The 21,855-nt window shown below is 59.4% G+C and carries 14 protein-coding genes and 2 pseudogenes; 12 read left to right on the plus strand and 4 right to left on the minus strand.

Translation table 11 applies throughout. The features are described from left to right. Window positions 1-447: 447 nt before the first annotated feature. The 4 genes and pseudogenes from O0882_RS23360 to O0882_RS23375 all read right to left on the minus strand — a co-directional run. Window positions 448-591 (minus strand): annotated as a pseudogene (locus O0882_RS23360) (phosphinothricin acetyltransferase); the annotation flags it as partial. Window positions 592-838: 247 nt separating this feature from the next. After that, a pseudogene (locus tag O0882_RS23365) lies at window positions 839-2,617 on the minus strand (SNF2-related protein); the annotation flags it as partial. Further along, the gene (locus O0882_RS23370) at window positions 2,614-4,413 is read right to left on the minus strand and encodes a hypothetical protein (RefSeq protein ID WP_289951948.1); all 1,800 of its coding nucleotides are present in this window, start codon (window positions 4,411-4,413) and stop codon (window positions 2,614-2,616) included. The pseudogene O0882_RS23365 and the gene O0882_RS23370, both read right to left, overlap by 4 nt. A 3-nt stretch (window positions 4,414-4,416) precedes the next feature. Next, the gene (locus O0882_RS23375) at window positions 4,417-5,748 is read right to left on the minus strand and encodes a hypothetical protein (protein WP_289951950.1); all 1,332 of its coding nucleotides are present in this window, start codon (window positions 5,746-5,748) and stop codon (window positions 4,417-4,419) included. An 829-nt stretch (window positions 5,749-6,577) separates the two neighbouring features. Between O0882_RS23375 and O0882_RS23380 the strand changes: the two genes are divergently transcribed. The 12 genes from O0882_RS23380 to O0882_RS23435 are packed head-to-tail and all read left to right on the plus strand — an operon-like array spanning window position 6,578 to window position 21,855. Further along, a complete protein-coding gene (locus O0882_RS23380) occupies window positions 6,578-7,312 on the plus strand; it encodes a VWA domain-containing protein (RefSeq protein WP_289951951.1) in 735 nt (244 codons plus the stop codon). Continuing rightward, a complete protein-coding gene (locus O0882_RS23385; RefSeq protein ID WP_176375033.1) occupies window positions 7,312-7,581 on the plus strand; it encodes a WXG100 family type VII secretion target in 270 nt (89 codons plus the stop codon). Before O0882_RS23380 ends, O0882_RS23385 begins: the two co-directional genes overlap by 1 nt. Window positions 7,582-7,595: 14 nt before the next feature. Beyond that, the gene (locus O0882_RS23390; protein WP_289951957.1) at window positions 7,596-8,906 is read left to right on the plus strand and encodes a hypothetical protein; all 1,311 of its coding nucleotides are present in this window, start codon (window positions 7,596-7,598) and stop codon (window positions 8,904-8,906) included. Beyond that, on the plus strand, window positions 8,903-9,244 hold the full coding sequence (locus O0882_RS23395) for a hypothetical protein (protein ID WP_289951958.1): 342 nt from the start codon (window positions 8,903-8,905) through the stop codon (window positions 9,242-9,244). The genes O0882_RS23390 and O0882_RS23395 overlap by 4 nt, the downstream gene beginning before the upstream one ends. Further along, on the plus strand, window positions 9,237-9,467 hold the full coding sequence (locus tag O0882_RS23400) for a hypothetical protein (RefSeq protein WP_289951959.1): 231 nt from the start codon (window positions 9,237-9,239) through the stop codon (window positions 9,465-9,467). The genes O0882_RS23395 and O0882_RS23400 overlap by 8 nt, the downstream gene beginning before the upstream one ends. Next, complete coding sequence (locus O0882_RS23405; RefSeq protein WP_289951960.1) at window positions 9,464-12,187, plus strand: FtsK/SpoIIIE domain-containing protein; 2,724 nt, start codon at window positions 9,464-9,466, stop codon at window positions 12,185-12,187. The genes O0882_RS23400 and O0882_RS23405 overlap by 4 nt, the downstream gene beginning before the upstream one ends. Next, on the plus strand, window positions 12,184-13,947 hold the full coding sequence (locus O0882_RS23410; protein WP_289951961.1) for a DUF1887 family CARF protein: 1,764 nt from the start codon (window positions 12,184-12,186) through the stop codon (window positions 13,945-13,947). Before O0882_RS23405 ends, O0882_RS23410 begins: the two co-directional genes overlap by 4 nt. Next, window positions 13,944-14,414: a VWA domain-containing protein gene (locus tag O0882_RS23415; RefSeq protein ID WP_289951963.1), complete on the plus strand. Its 471-nt coding sequence runs from the start codon at window positions 13,944-13,946 to the stop codon at window positions 14,412-14,414. The genes O0882_RS23410 and O0882_RS23415 overlap by 4 nt, the downstream gene beginning before the upstream one ends. Then, window positions 14,411-15,127, plus strand: a complete 717-nt coding sequence (locus O0882_RS23420) for a PP2C family serine/threonine-protein phosphatase (protein ID WP_289951964.1) — start codon at window positions 14,411-14,413, stop codon at window positions 15,125-15,127. The genes O0882_RS23415 and O0882_RS23420 overlap by 4 nt, the downstream gene beginning before the upstream one ends. Then, the gene (locus O0882_RS23425; protein ID WP_289951965.1) at window positions 15,120-16,466 is read left to right on the plus strand and encodes a serine/threonine protein kinase; all 1,347 of its coding nucleotides are present in this window, start codon (window positions 15,120-15,122) and stop codon (window positions 16,464-16,466) included. The genes O0882_RS23420 and O0882_RS23425 overlap by 8 nt, the downstream gene beginning before the upstream one ends. Continuing rightward, complete coding sequence (locus O0882_RS23430; RefSeq protein WP_289951966.1) at window positions 16,463-19,906, plus strand: ATP-binding protein; 3,444 nt, start codon at window positions 16,463-16,465, stop codon at window positions 19,904-19,906. Before O0882_RS23425 ends, O0882_RS23430 begins: the two co-directional genes overlap by 4 nt. After that, window positions 19,900-21,855: a hypothetical protein gene (locus O0882_RS23435; RefSeq protein ID WP_289951967.1), complete on the plus strand. Its 1,956-nt coding sequence runs from the start codon at window positions 19,900-19,902 to the stop codon at window positions 21,853-21,855. Before O0882_RS23430 ends, O0882_RS23435 begins: the two co-directional genes overlap by 7 nt.

The following is a 21,855-nucleotide window of genomic DNA, read 5'->3' on the forward strand; positions in this document are numbered from 1 at the left end:
CACCTGTAGGCCCGGTGACTCTCAACCCTGAACGAGACAGCGTTGTGGATCTGGCCGCCACCGTGGAAGGAATAAGTCAAAAAGCTGCATGAGTCGGGCGACAACTACCTTGACATTCACCGAGGGACTCAGGGCGCGAGGTTCAGGTCTGCCATTTGGCACACGAAGTGATGCGTTGAGTGCAGTGCGCGCCCTCGGTGCGCGGAGTTGCCGCGCAGTGGCTGCAAGGAGAGGATTCGGGGCGGGCTGGGCCGATAGGCCCAGCCCTTCGAATCTCACGAACAGTGTAACCCGTCGCTAGTTTTTAAGCCTTCAAAATACTTCATACATTTCAGATGCTTACGCGCGATTTCGTCCCGCAATCAGTGTTTTTCTACCGTCTAACAACGGGCTGTTTTCACCGCCCTACACGGACGATGCGGAAATCCAATAATCATAAATAAATGACTACGCAAGCTGCAGCTCCCAATATCCCACATCAATCCACTGATCAAATTTACGGCCGACCCGCTTGAACATGGCCACCTTCTCGAATCCCAGGCGTTCATGCAAAGCGACACTGGCGTCGTTAGGCAGTCATCCAATAATCATTCAGGCAGGTGTGAATTTCTTTTGCAAGCTTGAAGCGCATAGCAGTTAGCAGCTGCGAGTGTGCGGTGGCCGGCATATCGATCTCTTCTGCAGTCACTACTGGAGCACCACCAAGGAGTACATCGAAGCGCGCGAGGCGCTCGCGGATGATGCGCACAAGCGCTTCGTCTCGCGTGTTGGGGTAGGCTGGATATGCATATTCGACGGGCGCGCCAACCCGTGCCGCCCAGCTTGCGACGCGACGCACGCGGCCTTCCCGCTGGCGCACGCGCACGGGGCTAGGATCGAGTTCGTAGTGCACCAGGATGCGGCAATAGCGATGCAGGTCAATGCCCTCCGATAGCTTGTCGGTAGCGACCAGCACATCCGGCCCGAACGGTGTGTTAAACAGCGCCAGGCTTTCAACGATATTTTCGGACTGAGGAAAAATGACCTTGTCCGCTGCATGCCTGCGCAGCGCGCTTGGCAAGTTTGCGTTACCGTCGTGCTCTTCTCGTTGAGCGATGTCCATAACGGCCTCAGCGATGGTTGGTACAGCCCGATTGCTACCGGCTACCTTGCGCACGCGCGTCCTGCGAAGAGCCTTGATGAGCGCAGCACGATCAAGTTCGTCCACACCAGGCATCAGCCATCCCCGCACCTGGATATGGAAGCCAGGTTCAGTGACGAAGGCAAGCGCGGCATTATGCAACTCGGCGTCTTCGACAACCGGCGCCAGGATCTCTGTCCACGCCTCTTTCCACGTGCTGCGTACCGCTTTCTTCAATACCGCGTACTGTCCCCGGGACTGAAGCGATTTCTCGTGCCGCAACGCGTCGCGCAGCTCCTTCGCGGTGGCGATATGGTGGCAGAACACCACCACCTTCTCGCCCTGCGCCACCTTACCGGCAATTGCTCGTGTCACAGCAGCGATTTTTTCGTGCTCCCTGCCCGCGAGAAAAGCGCGTAACTCATCCGCATGTCGTCGCGCGAGCAAGCCGATACGGCTGATATTGCCACGCAGTGCATCGCGCCTGGCATTAAATTCCTCGCTGACATGCTCCCCGGTTTCTTTCGAGACCAGGTCACGCAAGTATTCCCAACCCACGTGGAAGCGCGGGTCATTACCGCGCAGGCCGGTCGCTTCACCGGCCAGGCTGATTAGCCGATCCGCGCGAACCAGTGCCGTAATCACCTCGCCACTCGCGGCGGGAACCACGATGTCCCACGCGGCGCGGTCGCCGAAAATTTTCGTTCGCTGCGCTGGTGGCAACTGATCAATAGTCGTCCGCATCACCCAAGGCTTCAGTTGCGCGACTGCGGCACGCCAAAGCCCAACGGCAGCGTCTACTGGCAATGATGGCTCCTGCGTTGCCGCCTTACTTGCTTCGCCGATGAACTTTGAAAACGCAGTAATGTCATTCGTTGCCGCATCGCCTGCAGATACTTGGCGTAGCATCGACACCAGTTCGGCAATGTGAATCGAAAACGGTGTCGCGGTGAGGAAGAGCATCCATCGGCAGCGTTTCGAGCGCGTTTTCAGACGGGTCTTGAAATTACTGGTGTCATTCTTGGAACGGTGCGCCTCGTCCACAATGACCAGCTCCGGGCGAAGTCCCGGAAAATCTTCGTTAGCATAAAGCGCATGCGTGGTGAGCACGATACCGCCGGCGCTGGAGCGGCTGACCGCCCAACTGCCGTCGCTCATCCTGTGCTGCAGACGAGGCGAGCGGACCCCAGAGAGCGATGGCATGGCCCCCAGTACCTTGCCGATATCCGTTTCCCATTTCGACTGTAGCGTTTTTCCCGGAACAATGATGAGCACAGAGCCGCCATTCCTGGCTACGATGAGCGCTGCCAATGCCGCGACCCATGTCTTGCCAAGCCCTGCGTCATCGGCCAACACCACGCCTCTCTGGCTTGCAAGTCGTTTCAGTATCTCGCGGGCGCTGGCCAGCTGACGAAGCAATGACGCCAGGTCAGTGGCGCCCCCGCTTTGCTGCGGGTCGAGCAGCGCTGCGGCATTTAATAAAGTTGTGTTCATCATCGTTGTGCTTCCTCGACCAGCAGGCGCAGCTCTTCAGCCGCAATGGCAGCCCCCGGGTCATTGCCGGCGCGGCGCTCAAGCGCGGCAGCGAGACGCAATCCTAGAGGCAGATGGACGTTGACAGGCTGGAATTCGATCTCCTCCCGCCATGTATCGACGACCTGCCGCCAGCGACGGGCCGCCAGCAGCCAGGACAGGCTGTAGTCGGCACTGCTGGCTGCACGCTCCTCACCCTTTTTGCCGCGAGAGCGGGGTGGGCCGGAGGGAACAGGTAGGCCGCCATATTGCTCCAGCTCGATGTCTTCCGCCAGGTGCATCACATCGTACCCAAGGCCGGCCGGCAATGGCCTTCCGGGCCGGATGTCGGTGATCGGGAGCACGATCTGTTCGCCATTCGCGTCAGGGGAAACCAGCCTGACTTTCTCGGGCTGCAGGCCATCCAGCGATTGGGTTGCGATCCATCGTTTCCCCTGTTTCACGGCAGGCGGGAACGGGTACCAGTCCTGGCCGTCTTGCCACTCAGCCATTACCGCGCAACCGGGGCGCAGGCGATAAGCGCAGGTCAGCGTGCTTTCGCTACGCGTGACCTGTGCCCACCGGAGCCAATGAATCTCGTCGTTAACCGGTAGGCGCTCCATTAGCGCGACGTCGCCGGTGAATCGCTGGAACGGACCGTGCAAGGGCAGCGACTGTCTCTCCACAAAGACCGATAGCTCAAAATTCTTCGGCGGCATCCCATCAGGCACACCCCAAGCGGCTTTCGACCAATTGTGCGAGCCAAGCATCAAGCCATGCCGGAACCCATAGAATTTGGCATGGCACCAGCGCCTGTCGTTCGGATGGCCTTCCGCCAGCACGGGCTTGACGCGCGGATCAGCGACCGCCAACAACCGAACTCCCGCCGTGTCCAGTGCGCCCTGTGCGGCGACGGGCATTTTCCACAAGCCCGGATCAAGAGACTCTGCCGCTCCCACCCAGGGATGCGATCGATCTGGCCAGAACAGTTCTACCTTGTCCGGCCGGACGCCGAGCATGGCACACCAGGCCCTGATTTCCTTGTCATTCCACTCGCCAATGGAGGGTGTGAGGATGCGGACACCCACCTTGCCCGCAGCCGTCTTTCCTGCCAGTAGGCCGGTTTGCTGGCGGTCCATGTGTCGGCCCGGAATGCTGGTGATGAAATGGCTGCCCTGTATCTCCGGGCAGCGCTGCAGTAACTGGATGAACCTGCTGGTGGCACCGGAGCAATCGGCTGCGACGCCAAGTGCATCCATAAAGTCGCACAGCGCGGCATGAGGTTTACCGCTGCGGCCAGCTTTCTCAAGCGGTAGACAAATACTCCAGCCTGCCTGCAGCTGACCATGGAACGCATCCGATGTGAGGTTAGTGGACGAGATGGTTATCTGCAAATATTCGCCGTCCTGCCGCCACCAGTGGCACAGCCACAGCTTCGCGTGCTGAACGCTGTCGCGATCGCTGCCGACCATGCGGCAGTCGACATAGCTGCCCAGCCACGGCAAACTAGCCATGTTCTCTTCAGGCAGTGCGCACGAAGTCACGATCGTGATTTTCCCTGGCACTTTCTGCAGAGCTGCCACGGCCGCCCCCACGAACAGGCGATCATTGTCCGAATCGGACGATTCACCTTGGTCGAGCTGAAGCAGCACCGGCAGCACATCGCGCAGCAGAAAGTGTGGTGATACGGGCTGATACGAGGTGAGAAACGCGTCCAGCAGGATGGCTTTCTCCGGTGGGAGCGGCATTGGCGACCGCTGCTCGAGGGATTTCCTATTCATCACCTAGTTCTCATTCTCTGTATCCGGTTCCTCATCGGTCTGGCGCTCCCTGTCGCCCTGCAGGGCGATGGGTAGCGTGGAGATCACCTTGCACCCCTTGGCAAGATGGGCTAGCGCCGCCAGGCGAAAGCGATAGTAGCCGCCTGGTGGCTGAGCATATTGGGCGACGCGATCGACCTTGCCATCCCGCTCTCTCAGCCACAGCAGTCCTCCAGCAGACTGCTCGTGCAACCGTAGAAGACGCTGCAACCGCGCTGCAGGACTGCCCTTCTGTCGCAAAGCAGCAGCGAAACGCTCCACCTGAGGCCAGACATTGCCGGTCCCCCATTGCGCGCAAGCCCTGGCCAACTGGTCCAGTTCCGGCGCCATGCCGGCCGCGACCTCGGCAACGTCCGGTTGCGCGTTTTGATTTTGGGCTGTGAGCCTGTAGGTCGCATCCAGGGCATCGATTGCCGCATCCGCCAAGTATGCAAACTGCTCCAGCTTGCTTAGCCTAGCCCGATCCCGACTTTCCCAGCCGTTACGCACTAATAGGAGCCGCTGGAGCTCGCCGCAAAGTTCCGCATGCGTGCGCGCAGTACTGGCCGCCAGCCCATCGGCGACCGCGCGACGCCGACTTCCGTCCGGGAACAGCTTTGGCGTGATCAACGCGCGCTCGGCTGGAAGCAATGCCTTGACATACCCAGGCAAAAAATCGCTTGAACTCGGGGGTGAGCTGGCAATAGGCCAGCGTCGCAGCCAGTAGGCGAGCCAGCCGTTATCGGGGTCACCCTTCAGGATGTTTCCTGGCTTGGGATTGGGCACCTGCCCGGCAGCGACGCGAGCAAGCTTGCGCCCCTCTGGCGATAGGGTCCATCCGTCCACCTCGAGCAGCGCCAGGTGTCGTAACAGGCTTCGGTAGGCGGCGTAAGGACCAACATAGCGATAGCGCCGCCACTGGCCCTGCCCCATTTCCAACTGCAGATTCAGGTACTGTTCCAGGTTAAGCCTTCGGACGGTGCGGCTACCGGGCAGCTGCCGGCCTTTGCCCTGATCGGGCAACTGGCAGGCCTCCATTACCCAGCGCAGTTCCAGACCGCGCAAACGGTCGTAGTCACCGGCGACACCGCTTGGCGCGACAACGGTGGCTTGTACTTGCTGCAGGCTCCAGCAGAGGATCGTCAGCCAACGAGCGTCACGCTGGCGGTTGGTCAGATCGGGAGCAAGCAGGTCAGCATAGAACGTGGCGACTTCCGCAAAGCCGAATGGATCGCGGCGGCGTTGGGGCTCCCGGACTAGTGGGACGGTTTGAAATAGGACGGGTTTTGATGGCATCGACGCGTTAGTGTTGTTCAAGACAGCGCGCCGCACGGAAGGCAAGGATATGAATTTGACTTCCAGCGATTTATTATGGCGCCGGTGAAGTATTAAATTAATAACAAATTTTGTTAAAAACGAGTAGATGATTTCTTACTTAGGAACTGCGCCGAAAAACCGACCGGCGTCTAAACTCCGCTTCCTAGCGGTGTGGCACCCATTATCTACTGATCCGTGCCAATGCTCAAGCTGTGCTGTAATGACGCTTATAGAAGGAACGTTCTACTTAACTTCTCAGAGCAAAAGTATTTACTATCTTTCCTCCCATTTTATCGGAGCTGTGCTGAAGTTATCAGAAAAGTTGTCGCCGTTGATGTACCAGATCACTTTTTTGAGATCTTATTCCGGTTTGATTGTCCGCGTCGTTTTTTTTTAAAATTGGCAGCCTGTTGCTCCTTCGCAATCCCCTCGATATATGCTAGAGTTATTGGCGTAGACTTTCTAGAGCGCCGGATCGGCGCTTTGCTCGTCGCTCCGCGATACAACAACCACAATGGGAGCCGTTTTTCTGGCTTTTTTGAAGAAAGAATTCACCCAAGCCATGTATCTTTATATTTGCCGTCGTCCTGCATACGACTGTAGTCCGATGATGGCATTGCCAAGTGCAGCCTCGCTAAGGAATAATTTTGGAATTGCAGGCCCGTTTTCCAAGCACAGGTTATTATTCCGTTCTTGCTCAATTTGAACTGCGAAATAGAGCTGGTTTGGCAGGATTCAGGTCCCATATACTCTCCGCCATGCAGCCATGTGCTAGAGCATTACTAAACTGGAACAGGCACGAATTTCTTTCATTCTCAAGGATTCTTATATGAGCAACACTCCGTTCGATCCGTCGAAATTCACGGCGCCGAAAGCCAAACCTTTGCCGGTAATTCTTTTGCTAGATGTCAGCGGTAGCATGAGTGGGGACAAAATCCGCAACTTGAATCTTGCTGTCCGGGATATGCTGGAGGATTTTCGTGACACGGAAACCAGCGAAATCGAAATCCATGTGGCCATCATTACCTTCGGTACGGAGGTGCGACTGCACCAAGCGCTGACCAGTGCCAGTGCTCTCCAGTGGCAGGACCTTTCCGCCAGCGGCATGACGCCACTCGGAACGGCACTCCAGATGGCGAAGGCGATGATCGAAGACAAGGATACCGTGCCATCGCGCGCCTATCGTCCGACCGTGGTGCTCGTCTCCGACGGCGGGCCTAATGATGCATGGGAAAAGCCGCTGAGTCAGTTCATCGGCGATGGACGTTCCGCAAAATGCGACCGCATGGCGATGGCCATCGGCGCCGATGCAGACGAAGCTGTACTCGGCAAATTTCTGGAAAACTCCCCGCACTCTCTTCTCTATGCCGAAAACGCAAAGCAACTTCGCGATTGCTTCAAGTTCATCACGATGTCCGTCACCATTCGGACAAGGTCGCAGACCCCGAATACCGTGCCCACACCGGACGCCATCGATCTCCGGCCGACCACGATCGAGGCCCGGCAGCACAGTGCCAAATCCGTAGCGCAGCCATCTGCGGATCAAGATGGAGGCTATTGGTAATGGCACAGGCCATCGGAGACCCGGATGAACTGGAGCGATTTGCATATTCGTTGCAGCAGTTTATCGATACACTCAACGATGCCGTGGGCAACCTCAACAGCGCTTTCGCAGTGCTTGGCGACACCTGGCAAGATGAGAAACGGGCGCGTTTCGAAGAGGATTACAACGCGCTCGTCCAGCAACTGCAGCAATTCGATGCGAACGCATCAGAGCAGGTACCGTATCTAGGCGCACTTGCATCGCGCTTGCGGCATTACCTGCAGAGCTAGGGCACGGAGCTGGAATGGCACAAGTCTCAATCGGACAAGTAGAGAATCTGGAAGACCTGTTGCGCGGGCTGCATACTGTGCGCGAGGTACTAACGACCGCATGCCACGAACAGGTTGGTGTAGCCGAACAGAAATCCCAAGAGGTTCGCGAAGAAACCCAGCGCAGCGAGGGCATGCTTGACAGTGCTATCCAGCAGGAGCAGGCCGCCGGACAGGTTGTTGACGACGCCTGGGATGCGTGCGATCGAAGTCACCGCACGCTCGGTTCTACAGAATCTTCCTTGTCGACCTGTCTTGCTCACACAAATGCGGGGGATGGTACCGGCGCGGACTGCTCCAGCGAGTACGCTTCGGTCTCCAGAGCCGAAGCTGCTGTCGCACAGGCCGAATCCGTTCTGGAGAACGCAAAGGCAAAGTTCGAGCTCGCGACGCAACTTCGCCAGTCGATGGAACAGCGCACGGATCACGTAAAACAGGCGCAATCAATGGCGGAGCAGGCTGCGGAGCAGGCGCGGCAGGAATGCAATGCGCGGCTCGCGGCGGTCGATCAGGCTGTCGAGATCGGCGCTGCGCGGATCCATGCCGCGCAACAGGCCCTAGATGCCTATCTAGCGACCGATGCACCGGCGGCAGCATTCCATGCCTGGCTCAAGTGGAATCCTGCAGGACCGGGTGCCCTGATCACGCCAGACATACTGCGAGACCGGATGAACCTGTCGTCAGAGCATCGGCGCATGCTTCAGCATTACCTGTACGAACGCAACCCCGCGTATCGCAACCAGGTGGACAAGTATCGCGGCCAATGGGCCGCGGCCAAGGGCGATGCGGAACGCAACATCGTTGCGCGCCGTGCTCGCATCCACCTGAGCGGCGAGTTCGGCGAGCAGATCGCGCGGCACGCACTTGCCCCGCTGGGCGGGCGGATCGAAACGCAGGGCCGAACCTTCGTTGGCGACAACGGCCGCTACACGAAGACGGATCTCCTGGTGACCGGCCTGCGGGCACCGATCGTGCTGGGACGTGGCGCAGGCATGGCTGCGCCGGTGGGCGGCTCGATGGCATTCGAGGTGAAATGTGGCAAGGCGGCCTACCTCTATTCACAGAAGGATCACATGGTCTTCCAGGCCGAAGGGCACAAGCAGGCAGATGCGCAATGCACGCTCTGCTCGCGGGACATCCACGACCTCCCTCCTGAAAAGGAGAAGGAACTGCGCGATGCATTACGGGAAGCGGGTTCGCCAATGGTGGGAATGCTGCCAACGAAAAATGAAATAGACCAATCTTGCCTGGCATTCATTCAGGAACAGAGAGAGGGGCAGCCATGATGTTACGCATGACCATCGTCAGTCCTAGCATTGCCGAGCAGGTCCGAGTTGAGGTCGGCATTCTGCGCCGCGCAGTCGATGCCGGCGACCTGGACCGGACGGATGAGGCAACCGCGCGTCTTCTGGAGCTGACGGCCGCTTGCCGATCGATCGACTTGTCGGAAGAGGACTGGCGCGCGTTCATGAACGACGTCAGGCGCGGGAACCCTGCGTTCGAATCGAGCTATCTGTTGCCGGGCGAGGTGTGCGCTTCCCTCTTCCCGACCATCAGCGCCAGCGACCAGGTTCTTGAACTGCCGATCGATGGAGAGATTGGTGAGGACGAGATCGATGTTTGACGATGTTTTGGGAATGGCAACACTGTGCTCGGAACACTTCCGCGACGGTGTGCCCGATGCGTTTGGCGCATCCCTGGCCACCGAGGTGCTTGACCCAATTCTGAAAGAAATCGACTCGCTACGCATTTTCAATACAGAGTTTCAGCGGCAAGTGCTCAGCATTGACACAAGCCTGGCGGATGCACGCGGCATTCAGGGTCACGATCACGGGTGGGACAGATGAGCGGCGTTCACTACCATTACAAAGAGACGATCTCCCGGATGAACAAGGCGATCGCGGATTATCGCGAAGGTCTCCTGCGCATCACACGGGAATACGAGGCCGTCTACGTTCGGATTGATCACTCCCGTCGCGGCGCGCATGGACTCGCGGACGACACGCAGCAGGCCGATAGCGGCCGCGCGAAAAGAATATTGAACTGGCAATCGGTGTTTGCCAAAGAATGGGAAAAGGTCGCTGCTGCGAATGCGCGTTCGAGCGCCGAGCTTCTTCGGACTCAGCCCTCTTTAATCGATTTCCGACGCGATCACCCGCCGATGGCTTCGCGCATTCCCGCACACATCGCGCTCGGCTCGCATCAATTTTTTTTCGAAAAGCTTTCCTGCCTGGTGCCATGCACCGTGCCATTTCCGCTTGCCCGGCCCATCGCTCTGTCGGAAGACAACGCGGCGCACCAGCGCCTTGCGCATGCCCTCCTTCTTCGCCTGCTATCGGCTTTGCCGCCGGGACAACTGGAACTGACGCTCGTCGACCCGCTGCAACTGGGACAATCGCTCAGGCCCTTCCTGTCGCTGCTGAAAGTGACGCAATTAGTGCCGCAACAACGTGTGCTGACTCGCTCGGACGAGATCGAAGCCGCCCTCGGCACACTGACGGACGAGGTCGAGGAGCTGATTCAGCATCGGCTCAACGACAAGGCGGCCACTTGGTCGGCATACAACGCCACGCATCCCTCCAGTGCCCTGTCCTACAAGGTCGTGCTGCTGTCCGATGTCCCGGAGCAACTCTCGGACAAGAGCCTGTGGTTCCTGGAACGGCTTTGCGAGAATGGTCCGCGTTGTGGTGTCCTGCCCATCATCACGCTTGATGCAGAGCGCATGGAGGACGGGCGCTACGCGAAACTGCGCGCCACGCTGGACGCCTCGGCCATGGACTTCGACGCGCTGCTGGCGGGCACGGCGGACGCGGCAGACGGTTGCGATGGGCTGTCGTTCGCCTACCAACCGGAGCAGTGGCCCCATCAGGAGGTGTTGGAGGGATTTTTCTCCGCACTTGCCCAGGCTTGCGCCGACAAGTCGCGTTTCAGCAGGACGCTGCCCGACCTCTGGACGCCTTTCAGCAAGGGCGCCAGTACCGGCGGTGGTTTCGATATTCCTATCGGCTGGACACCCGCAGGGGAGCCCGTGTCACTGATCCTGGGTGCGACCGCGTCCGAGCACCACGCATTACTTGCTGGGAAAACCGGCTCCGGAAAATCCAACCTGCTGCATGTGTTGATTCATACGCTGTGCGAAAAATACGATCCCGCAGAACTTGACCTTTATCTGCTGGACTACAAGGAATCGACGGAATTCAATATTTATGCCGCTCCGCCCTTGCCGCACGCCCGTCTGGTGGCCACGGAAAGCGACCCGGAATACGGCGTGACGGTGTTGCGTCATCTCGTGGAAGAGCTCGAAGGGCGCGCGCGCATGTTCAAGAACACGGGCGTGCGCGATTTTGCCGAATACCGCCTTACCGGCCTTGCGCGGCTGCCGCGTATCCTTCTCGTCATTGACGAGTTCCAGGTCCTGTTTTCGGAAAAGCGCCAGGTTGCAGAGGCGGCTGAGCAACTTCTCTCGCAACTCCTGAAGCAGGGCCGCTCCTTCGGCATCCACATTCTGCTGGCAACGCAGACACTGAAGGGCATCAATGCCCAATCGATAAGCAGTCTCATCACCCAGCTGGGAAGTCGCATCGCGCTGGCCTGCGGCCAGGAAGATTCGGCGATGATCCTGGGAGGAAATAACTGGGCGGCAGCCGAGCTTCGCAGCCCGCCCGAGGGCATCATCAACAATGCCAACGGTGCGAAATCGGGCAATGTGAAGTTCCTGATTCCTTTGGCGGAAGGTGCAATGTGCCGCGAGCATGTGGGCAGGCTCGCGGCATATGCAGCTTCGCCTGGCGCGCGCGCCAAGACACGGATATTCAGCGGAGCGTACTTGCCGGAACTGCCATCCCCCGAAGCATTGTCAGCGCTGTGCGCGCCAAACGCGATTGCCCTGGGCGAGCGCCTGACATTCGAGGCCGACGCGCTGATCATCCCGCTCGCCCGGCGCGCCGCATTCAACGTCCTGTTCAGTGGTTACGACGACCAGATTCACGACGGGCTGCTGGCCGCCACGCTCTCAAGCATCAGGTTCGCCGGCGACTTCGACGAGGTCGTGTATTTCAACGGGCGAGGCGTTGTTCCCGGCGGTGGCGTGCCTGCCGCCGCCGCGGCGCTGGGCGCGCGTTTCAAGGCGTACGACGACATTGCCGCGCTACCACTGCAAGCGATAGCGGACGGCATCGGTACCCGCCGTGTCGCGCTCATCATCGATGGTCTCGATGCCGAGAAGGCGCTGCATCCGGCGCCGTCGTTCAGGCCCGCCAAGCCTGGTGAACCACCGTCTGCGGCGGACCTGCTGAAGCGCCTCGCGGAAGAAGGTCCGCGCAAAGGCACATTCGTGTTCGTGTTCGTGGACCGATGGCAGCGCTGTGCCAGTGCCTGCAAGGACCTCCTGGCATTCTTCGAGCTGCGGGCAGCCTATTGCATGAACGAAGACGACGCAGGATCGCTTGTCAGTGGTGGCATCGGCAAGTTCAAGGGTATCGAAAAGCCCAACCGCGCCGTTTTTGTCAACAGGATGACCAACGAGATCGCATGGTTCAGACCCTATATTCGAAAGAACCCTCAATGAAGAAGTTCCTGCTCACCTGGTATGGCATCACCGACTTCCGCGCATCGCTGGGGTTTGAAAACACGGACGGTCCTATCGCCGGGGCACTGGTGGCCGAGGAGTATTCTGATGTCGTCGTGCTGTGCTACACGCGGATGGACGACACGTCCGGCGGGACGGATGCCCAGGCGGCCTTCGAGGCAGCGCTGGCAGCGGTCCATGACGCGGGCCAGCACAGGGACTGGAAGGTGACTGGCGAATTCGTTTCCAGATTCGCCAACACCCCCGCCGCGCACGCGCATTTCGCCCGCTGGCTGGAAGAGCGCGTGCATGCTGCGGGGACGAATACGAAAGTCTGTTTCAAGAGCGAAAAGCTGCGCGAACTCAATGATACGGAGGGAATCTACGCCTGTGCCATGGACGCACTGGACTTCGCTGCCAAGGCAGATGGTGAGAAGCTCGTCACGCTCTACCTGAGCCCGGGCACGCCGGTCATGGCCTTTGTCTGGGCACTGGCGGCACTGCGGCATCCGGACCTGAAAAAACGGCTCATCGTCTCGCCGGTCGTCGGCAAGCCCCCCGAGGTCATTTCTTTGCCTGCCGAATGGCTTGATCGGCATGACGCAAGCCAGACAGGCTCAGGCAGCGTCGTCGACGGGTTCGACGTGACATTCCACCTGTTCGGCGAGCAGCGCATGCCGTCCCTGCTCGGAATTCGGCAATTCGCGTCAAAAAAACATGTCTTCGTCAATTCGAAGGAATATCCCGCATCGTGCGTGGAATCGTTCCTCGACGGCAATCCGTTCGAGGAGCTTGCCGTCTCGCCCTGGGATGCCAGATCCGTCCACGATAAGATCATCCATCATGCCAAGCCGCTGCCGGCGAATACGCGTATCGGCATCAACCTCACTGGCGGAACAAAAATGATGTTCACCGGCGCCCTCTCGGCCGCCCGGGCGCTTGGCGCTGTCCCGTTCTATTTTGACAGCCGCAATCATCGCGTGACCTTTGTCGACAGTCATTTCCAGGAAGTTATCAGGCCGATCGATTCAATCGAAGACTTCCTGATCCTGAACGGGAACGGATTGAAGGTATCGGAAAAGGGTTTGCCAACCGAGATGCCGGCAGATCGCCGTCGCCTGACCGACATGTTGTGGAGAAATCATACGAAGATCGCGCGCTGCTACAGGAAGTTGCGCGAGTTTAACGATGGATGTAAACCGTTCGTCTTCGAAAATGAGCATTTCTATTTTTCGCTTGGCAAGGATGCCTCTGCCACAGCAAGAGGTGGCGGGTTGGACATGCATTTCCAAAACTGGCCCGATTTTGCGAAATATCTGTCGGGCGGCTGGTTCGAGGAATACGTGTATTCGCAGTTCAAGCCCTACGAAGACAAGGGCATCATCAAGGATCTGAGAATCAACGTCAAGTTACAGCTCGATCGTGAAAACGCCCCCGGGGCGCTGCGTCCGGACAGCGCCCTGTACAACGAACTCGATGTCGTGTTCACCGATGGCTATTCGCTCTACATCGTGGAGTGCAAGGCAGGCGATGTGACACAGGAGCAGGTGATGAAATTGCAGAACCTCGTCCGATTCTATGGCGGGGTGGAAGGTCGAGGCATCCTTGCTTCGTGCTTCCCGCCCGCCACCGAGGCAGTGCGGAAGAAGATCAAGGATGCAAGATTATCGCTTTGCAGTGGAAAATGGTTCTCGGAACAGCTCGATGCCCTGATGGACGGCATCGCGGCACGCGCCAGATCAATCCGGGAAGCCCCATGACGCTCTATCTGGTGTGCGATATCTCCGGCAGCATGGGCGACGACGGCAGGCCGTTCATCGTGAGGACTGCGGTGATGACCATCGCGCAGTGGGCGCGGCTCGGATACGGGCTCGCACAGATCAAATTGTGCGCCTGGGCATCGCAAGCAACGCTGCTGTCCGACTGGAATGTCCAACAGGAATACCCTGCGCAACTGCTGGCCTGCAAGGGCGCTTCGAACTGGAATGCCCTGGTCCAGATGTTCGGGGACAACCCGGGCGGCAGAATCCTTCTTCTGTCCGACGGGTTCTGGTCACGTGACGAGGCGCGGATATTCAAGCAATGGAAAGATCGCCTCCCGCCCGACACGCTGCGCATCGTCAGGACCGGCCCGGATGCCAGCCCCCAGCTCAAAGGCGCGGATGTATTCAGCACCGAAGACTTGTTTGCCGCGCTCGATGACTGGCGGGAAGGCGGCCCGGCATGAGCCTCTGGAAGAGTTATGGCGCCAGCGTGCGCGGCCCCGGCCATATGGCCACGGGCGTACCCAACCAGGATGCGTGGGCATCGTTTCACCGTGTCTGGGGCGATGGCATCGTCGTTTCCGATGGCGTCGGTTCGAAGCCCTTCTCGAATGTGGGGAGCGACGCGGCCTGCTTCGCGGTGAAGCAGGCCGCTTGCGCATGGCGCGACGATCCCGACTCGGCGCCCCACGTGCTGCTCGGGCACATCCGAAGCCTTTGGCTGTCGAGTGTCGCCCCGCTCGCACCCAGCGATTGCGCGGCCACCTGCCTGTTCGCATTCCGGCTCCGGGACCGGCTTCACATGGGCATGCTCGGCGATGGCCTTGCTGCCGCGATCCGGTCGGATGGCTCCGTACTGTCGCTCGTGGAGGACAAGTCGCAGGGCTTTTCGAACATCACAATGGCGCTTTCTCCGAGCGTTTCTCCACAAGACTGGCGCTATGTATCGCTGCCGGTCGCGGAATGCACCGCGGTCCTGCTCTGCACCGACGGTGTGTCGGACGACCTGGACAATCCCGACGGGTTCGTCAGCGGTCTTGTCGATGCCTGTCGTCCCCTCGCTGCCGCAAGTGCCAGCCGCCACATGCGCTACATGCTCGGAAACTGGCCAACGCCGAGGCACACCGACGACAAGACCATCGCCTGTCTGTACCGCGAGGAGGCCACGTATGAGTGAGTTCGACAAGCACCGAACCCAGGCGCCGCTTGCCGACGAATATGGCAATGTCCACCAGATCGCTGACGAACTTGCCAGGGGTGGTCAGGGCGTCGTGTTCCGCACCAGGGATGCAGATCTGGCAATCAAGCAACCGCTCGACCCATCCGGGCAACCCGACAGGCGCGCCAATATGCGCGACCGTTTCCGGCACATTCGCCTGCTGCCGATGCCTGCCCGTGTTCCAGTCTCACTGCCTCTGGCCATCCTGCGCGACCAACCCGGCTACGTGATGCGCCTGTTGAACGGGATGAAACCGTTCAATGCCTTCGATCTGGACGGCAGGGCAAAGAAGGCGCAGGAGGACGGGAACGTCGCCCTCCCCGAATGGCTGGCAAGGATTCAGGACAGAGACATGGCATTGCGCCTCCTGCATTATGCCGGTACGGGCTCGACGCGCCGCCGCCTGTTCGCGCTCGCGAAGTGCGCCGCTATCCTCGCCCGTCTCCACAGTGCGGGACTGGTCTATGGCGACATCTCGACCAACAATGCGTTCCTGGGCGAGGGAGCTTCCCGCGATGTCTGGCTGATCGACGCGGACAACATGCGCTTTGAACAGTCGAGCGCGGGCAGTGCTGTCTACACGCCGGGTTATGGCGCCCCCGAAGTCGTGCGTGGCACCGGCGACTCGCGTCCGCGGACAGATTGCTGGGCGTTCGCGGTCATGGCGTTCAAGATGCTGGCGCTGTGCCACCCCTTCATCGGCAAGAAAGTGCTGGAACCCGAGGACGACGAAGGCGGATGGGATGACAAACCGGCAGAGGACGGTGCGCCTGCCGACTTGGATGAGCGGGCCTATGCCGGTTACCTGCCGTTCGTGGATGACGAGGACGACGATTCGAACGAGAGCATTGGCGGCCTCCCTCGCGACCTGGTCGCCACGGCGGGACTGCGTCGCCTGTTCCAGGAAACCTTCAACGCGGGAAGACATCACCCGCACCGTCGTCCGGCAATGGCGTTCTGGGCACTGGAGCTGGCCAGGGCATTCGACCAATCGCTGGAATGCACGGCATGCAAAATGAGCTATTTAGCGCACCAGCACGAGAACTGTCCTTACTGCCGCGCGCCGCGTCCAGCTTTCATCCGTGCCAGAACCCCGCGCTGGGAAATCTCGATTCCCGCCGACGCCACCGAAGCGGCGCTTCCGCACCGTCTGTTCCACCCGTTTTCGTTCGAGCACAACGACAATACCGAATATGAGGCAGTCCTGAATTTCTCGACCAAGACCATCACGCCGGTGCGGGGCACGAGGCCATTTCCTGACAATCTGACTGTCGAGTTCGTAGGAGCGGGACAATGAAATTCCAGGATATCCCGGCCGACATCCTCACTCTGCGCGTCAAGCCGACTGGCAATGCGGTCGCCCTGCGCGAGCAACCTGTCCTTTCGGTGGAAGCAGATCCATCCCGTCCGGATCAATTCGACATCCGCCTCAGGGATGCCCTGGTGTCCGTGCGGCCTGTCGCCGACAACGACGTCCGCCGTCTCAATGCCGAGCTCGCAAGCGGTCGGGCACTGCTCGCGCAACTTGACAATCCCGCGGCCGACGGCAGCACGGACCTGCGCATCGCCTTCTTCACGGGCGAGTGTCTCGAAATGGGCGGCATTGATATCGGCGTGGACGAGTATGTGGAGGACGCGGTCGCCAGGCTGTGGCATCGAAAAAGCGAATTCAAGGGCGAGCGCCTTTACGGCATGCTCGACAAGCGCTGCTGCCTGCGCCACGGCGACAGCGCCTATTTTTTCCTGACTGCCGGCCCGGCGATCGACGAAGCCTTGCAGCCGGAAGGCTCCGAAACGGCATCGGACGACGATAACGATGCGACCGGGTCCGACGACATGGAAAATGCGGACGAGCCGAACCCGGTTCCTGGCGATGCAGCCCGTGCGCAGAAGGCGACGCCGAACCGCAAGAACTCCTTCTGCGTCACCGGCGACGGCATCCGCTTTGTCGCCACCGCAACCTCCCAGCCAAACAACACATCCATTTTCCTCACGACCCGCCTGACCAAGGCCAGGAAAGGATCCGACCGCGCCCTGCGCCTGGCCAGGGGAACCCTCCGCTTCGTTGACTGGACCCAGGCGGGACAGATCCAGACCCTGGCCAGGGCGCAAATGACCGCGCTCACCCAGGACAACGGGAGTTATCTGAAGAAGTGGGACGAGTTTGGCGATCTGGAAGGTGAACTGCTGCTCAGACAAGCACGTGAAGTCGGGTCGCTGAAGTTTTCCGATATGGTGCAGCAGCGCAACGGCACGGTTTCCGTTTGCATATCCGGGGCCGCCGATTCCGCCCTGGACGCATTGGCGGACGGACGCGTGCCGGAAATCGAGATTATCGACGAGCTACCGGACTACCTGAGCAATGAATCGCTGCGCTTTGTCGACTTTGCGATCCGAATGAAACAAGCGGAGGAAAGTGGCACCTCGGCCCGAAAGAGTGTGCAGCGCGAGGAAAAGACCAATTTCGGCGTCGCCGATTTCGACAGGGAGTCGATGACACTCACCCTCAAGGCGGAAACCCTGCCGAAGCAAACCGGCATGCTGATCCTCTCGCTTGCCGGTGAGATTGCCCAGATCAAGCGGCGGATGGCCGCCCGCAGTGCGATCGTCGAAGGCCGTGCGGCCAATCCTCAGCTCGGGCTCCTGATCGAAGAACGGGGGCAAATCACGCCGATCCGTGCTTCGCACAAGGTTGCCCCCTTGACCGCATTCGTTCGCAACAAGGTGTTTCGCAATCCACCGACCGCCATGCAGGAGAAAGCCATCGAGACGGCACTGAACACTCCTGACATCGCGCTGGTTCAGGGACCGCCCGGCACCGGCAAAACCACTGTCATCGCAGCGATTCTAGAACGGCTCAACGAGCTGTCGGACAGGCGCGGCGCAAACATCAGGGGCCAGGTGCTATTGACCGGCTTTCAACACGATGCCGTTGAAAACATGATCGAACGGCTCACGCTCAACGGCATTCCGGTTCCGAAATTCGGGAAGCGTTCCAACGCAGAGGAAGATAACGCCAGCCTCTTCGAAGCGAGGATGGACGAATGGTGCGAAAAACTCGCTGCCGAACTTCGCCAGCGCAATCCGCGGATCGCGGACATCGAGCAGGAAGCGGACATCAAGAATCTGTGCCTGCAATACATCCAGGCGCCGACGCAAGCGCTGGCGGCGCGTCTGGCCGGCAAGATTGCAGAGCTCGGCATCGCCATTCTTGGCGAGGGTGCTGCGCGACAAGCCGCAAATCTTGCAAAAAAACTTTCGAACGAAGAAAAGCTCAACGGAGATGCCAGCGAGTGGCTCAACACCGTGCGTCGCCTGCGAATTCATCCGGGAAGCTTCGCGGACGATGGACCGGAGAGGGCTGACGACGCACTGGAAGAGCTGCGCGGCGTACTCGACGCGAGCGATCTCGACTTGCTGGAAAAAGCCAGCATGTGGCGCAGCGAAGACGGTCTTCCGACTTTCCTGGATAAGCTCGCGACCCTCAAGAATACGCTGCTTGCCCGCTTTACCGCCCCGCCTCTGTTCCGTGTGGAGAAGCAAAACGATGAAATCCTTGCGTTGGCGGAAATTGCAACCAAGCGAATCCAGGCCGCCGGACATTCGGTAAGGGACAGGAAATCCGCCGCCCTGGCCGAGTTCCTGGCCGAGCTCGAAAGCAACGCTTACGGGATGATTGATGCAGTGTCCGAGTACAGTTTTGCGTTTGCCGCCACCTGCCAGCAAAGTGTGAACAAGCGGATGCAGATCCAGAAAGGCATCACTGGAGGCGGCGTCAGCCAGAGCCAGAAATCGATCGAGTATGAATACGTCATCGTCGATGAGGCCGCCCGCGTGTCGCCCCGCGATCTGATGGTCCCGATGGCGCAAGGCAAACGCATCATCCTGGTCGGCGACCACCGACAACTACCCCACATCATCGACGACGAGGTAGCCCGCCAGATGGAGGCGGGCGAAACCGGCCAGCAGGAGTCTGAGTGGCTCAAAAAATCCATGTTCCAGTATCTTTTTTCTGAACGTTTGAAAACCCTCGAAGAGAAGGATGGCGTCCTTCGCCGTGTCACGCTCGACAAGCAATACAGAATGCACCCGCTGCTGGGCGACTTCATCAGCCGCAATTTCTACGAACGTTTCGACCCGGTGGAGCGATTCGGTTCCGGGCGGCCCGACAGTGATTTTGTCCATGACCTGCCCGATACGAACGGCAGACCGGCGGTCTGGCTGAACGTGCCTGCCAGGAAAGGCAAGCACCAACGCAGCGGAACGAGCTGGACGCGCCCGGCCGAGGCCACAGTCATCGTCCGCCAGTTGCAAGCATGGATGAACTCGAATGCGGGCACGTCGCTTTCGTTCGGCGTGATCTCGTTCTACAAGGCACAGGCCGAGCTCATAAAAAAACAACTCGGCATGCTCCGGCACGATGACAAGCGGCTTCGCGTCGGCACGGTGGACTCGTTCCAGGGAATGGAGTTCGACGTCGTCTTTTTGTCGATGGTCAGGACCTTGCCGCACAACCCTAAACCGGACAATGACGATCGGGAGGCACAGGCGCGAACGCTTTTTGGCCACCTCTGCCTGTACAACCGCCTGAATGTCTCCATGAGCCGCCAAAAAAAGTTGCTGGTCGTTGTGGGCGATCTGGACTTGCTGCAAGGCCGGCTTGCCGCGGAGTTTGTTCCGGGGCTGGTCGATTTCCACAAACTCTGCCGTGAACAGGGCGTGGTGCTGCAATGCTGAAGCTCCTGGACTATGGCAAACCGAACCCCTTTGGCGAGACCATCGGCAGGCCGCGCAATCTTGCATGGCCAGTCAGCGCCTATCGCGTGACCCTGCCGAGGCGCTCCGGTGATGGCGAGGACTTGAATCCGTTCGAGCGTGTGATCTTAAAACTCCTCGATGTACTTGGCGCGGTCAAGGATCACGAACTGGCGGATGAAACCCGCATTCCGCTGGATCTCGTACGCAGCATCCTCCTGCGTTTGCAGGACAAGGAATTGATCGACGGATCCAATGCCGTGATCGAACAGGAGCGCGATTACGAGGGCAGTCAACATGCGAAAGCGCCGCTGTTCGTCACTGCGCTCGTGTTTCGTGAACTCGTCACCGGGAAGCACCTGCCGTTCGTGCACTGGCTGGACGACACCAATCCGCTACAGAAAAAGGAGCGTGAAGAGGATCAATTCTGGTCTATCCGTATGGATGACGAGCACAAGCGCCCCCCCCTCACCCAGCGAGACGTCATCAAGGTCCTGCGGGCAGCGCAGAGGCGATCCGCAGCGTTTGGCAAAGATGACAGGATTCCGCCGGTCCAGCAGATCAGGATCGTTCAACAACCTGAACTGCATTATCTCGACTGCCCCATCGCCATCCAGAAAAGCGACGGCGAGTTTCGCATCGCAGATCCTTTTGGTAACGGATTTTCCCTGTTTCTCGAAGGGGCGCTGGAGCGCCTGCTTGAACAGGATGAAAAACTTGCTCAGTGGCTGCGGAAGTGGAAACATTCGCTGAGCAATCCTCGCAACGGGGAATCCGACGCAAGAATGAAGGAGGCGTTCGACAACAAGGCCAACCGGCAACGCTATCCGAAGCTCCTCGACAACCTGCACCTGCAACGAAGCGCATCGTTTCACTCCATTGCCCAAATTTACGCGTCCAGCGAGTGGGCATTGTTTTACGCCAGCAGCCGTCGTCCATTCGAGAAACCCGTCGCCACGCTCAAGTTTACGGCCCAGGCAGAGCACCCTGCCCTGCTCGCCGACGCCGCGACACAAATCGGCCTGACATTGCCCCCATTCGGGTTCAAGCCGGTCAGAGAAGGAAAGCTCAGGGATTTCGAAGACGGGAAGGCGGAGTTGGCTACGGTCCTTTCGATCGCCGTTCTCCAGGCACAAGGCGACGATTCGCATCCACTGCACCGTATCGCGTCTTCGCATCCGGAATTCATCATTCGTCTTTTTGGCATCAAGAGAAAGCGCGACGAAAAAAGCCATGGAAAAGGCGGCGCCGATGCTCCGGACAAAGAATTGCCCGATGCCCCGTTCATGCGTGACATGATCCATGCACTCCTGCCCGACATGGTGTTTTCCGGCATGCCGGTTATCGAAGCGGACAGGAATTCTCGCTCCGATGCACTTCTGGATGCCCGCACCAGCATCCAGAGCGAATTCGAGTTCAAGACGTTCAATCGCATGGGGACGAACCTGAAAGAACGTCTGGTGCATGCGGAACGCTTCTTCCTGTCGTGCAAAGACGGTGACGATGGAATCGGCTTCGTTCGCGAACTCTACGCCGCGCTCCAGTCGGCGTTCGAGATGTCGCTGGCGGGCAGGCTGCCGCCCGATACGGACGATGACCTGCTCATCGAATCGGCTGGCAGGAAGGCCACTTCCGCCAAGCTCTGCAGTGAACTCCCGGACAGCCTGCGCACCGTCAGGGCTTTGGCCGTCCGTCAGACCCTGCAGGGTAGCGGACAGTCGCTCGGCGCATGTGTTCTCGCATTTCTGCTCATGTCCGATGACGACAGCCTGCATTCGCTCGCCGACGCGCAGCCGTCGTTCGTGAACGATGTGGCGAACATAATTGCCAAACGCGGACATGGCAACGAGCCACTGCCGCTGTCGAAAGCGGCCACAGCTGAGCTTCGCAAAGCATCCTACAAAACAATCAAAACACTCATTGAGGTATAG

It is taken from the genome of Janthinobacterium sp. SUN073, assembly GCF_030397665.1.
In the GTDB taxonomy this organism is placed as follows: Bacteria; Pseudomonadota; Gammaproteobacteria; order Burkholderiales; family Burkholderiaceae_D; genus Janthinobacterium.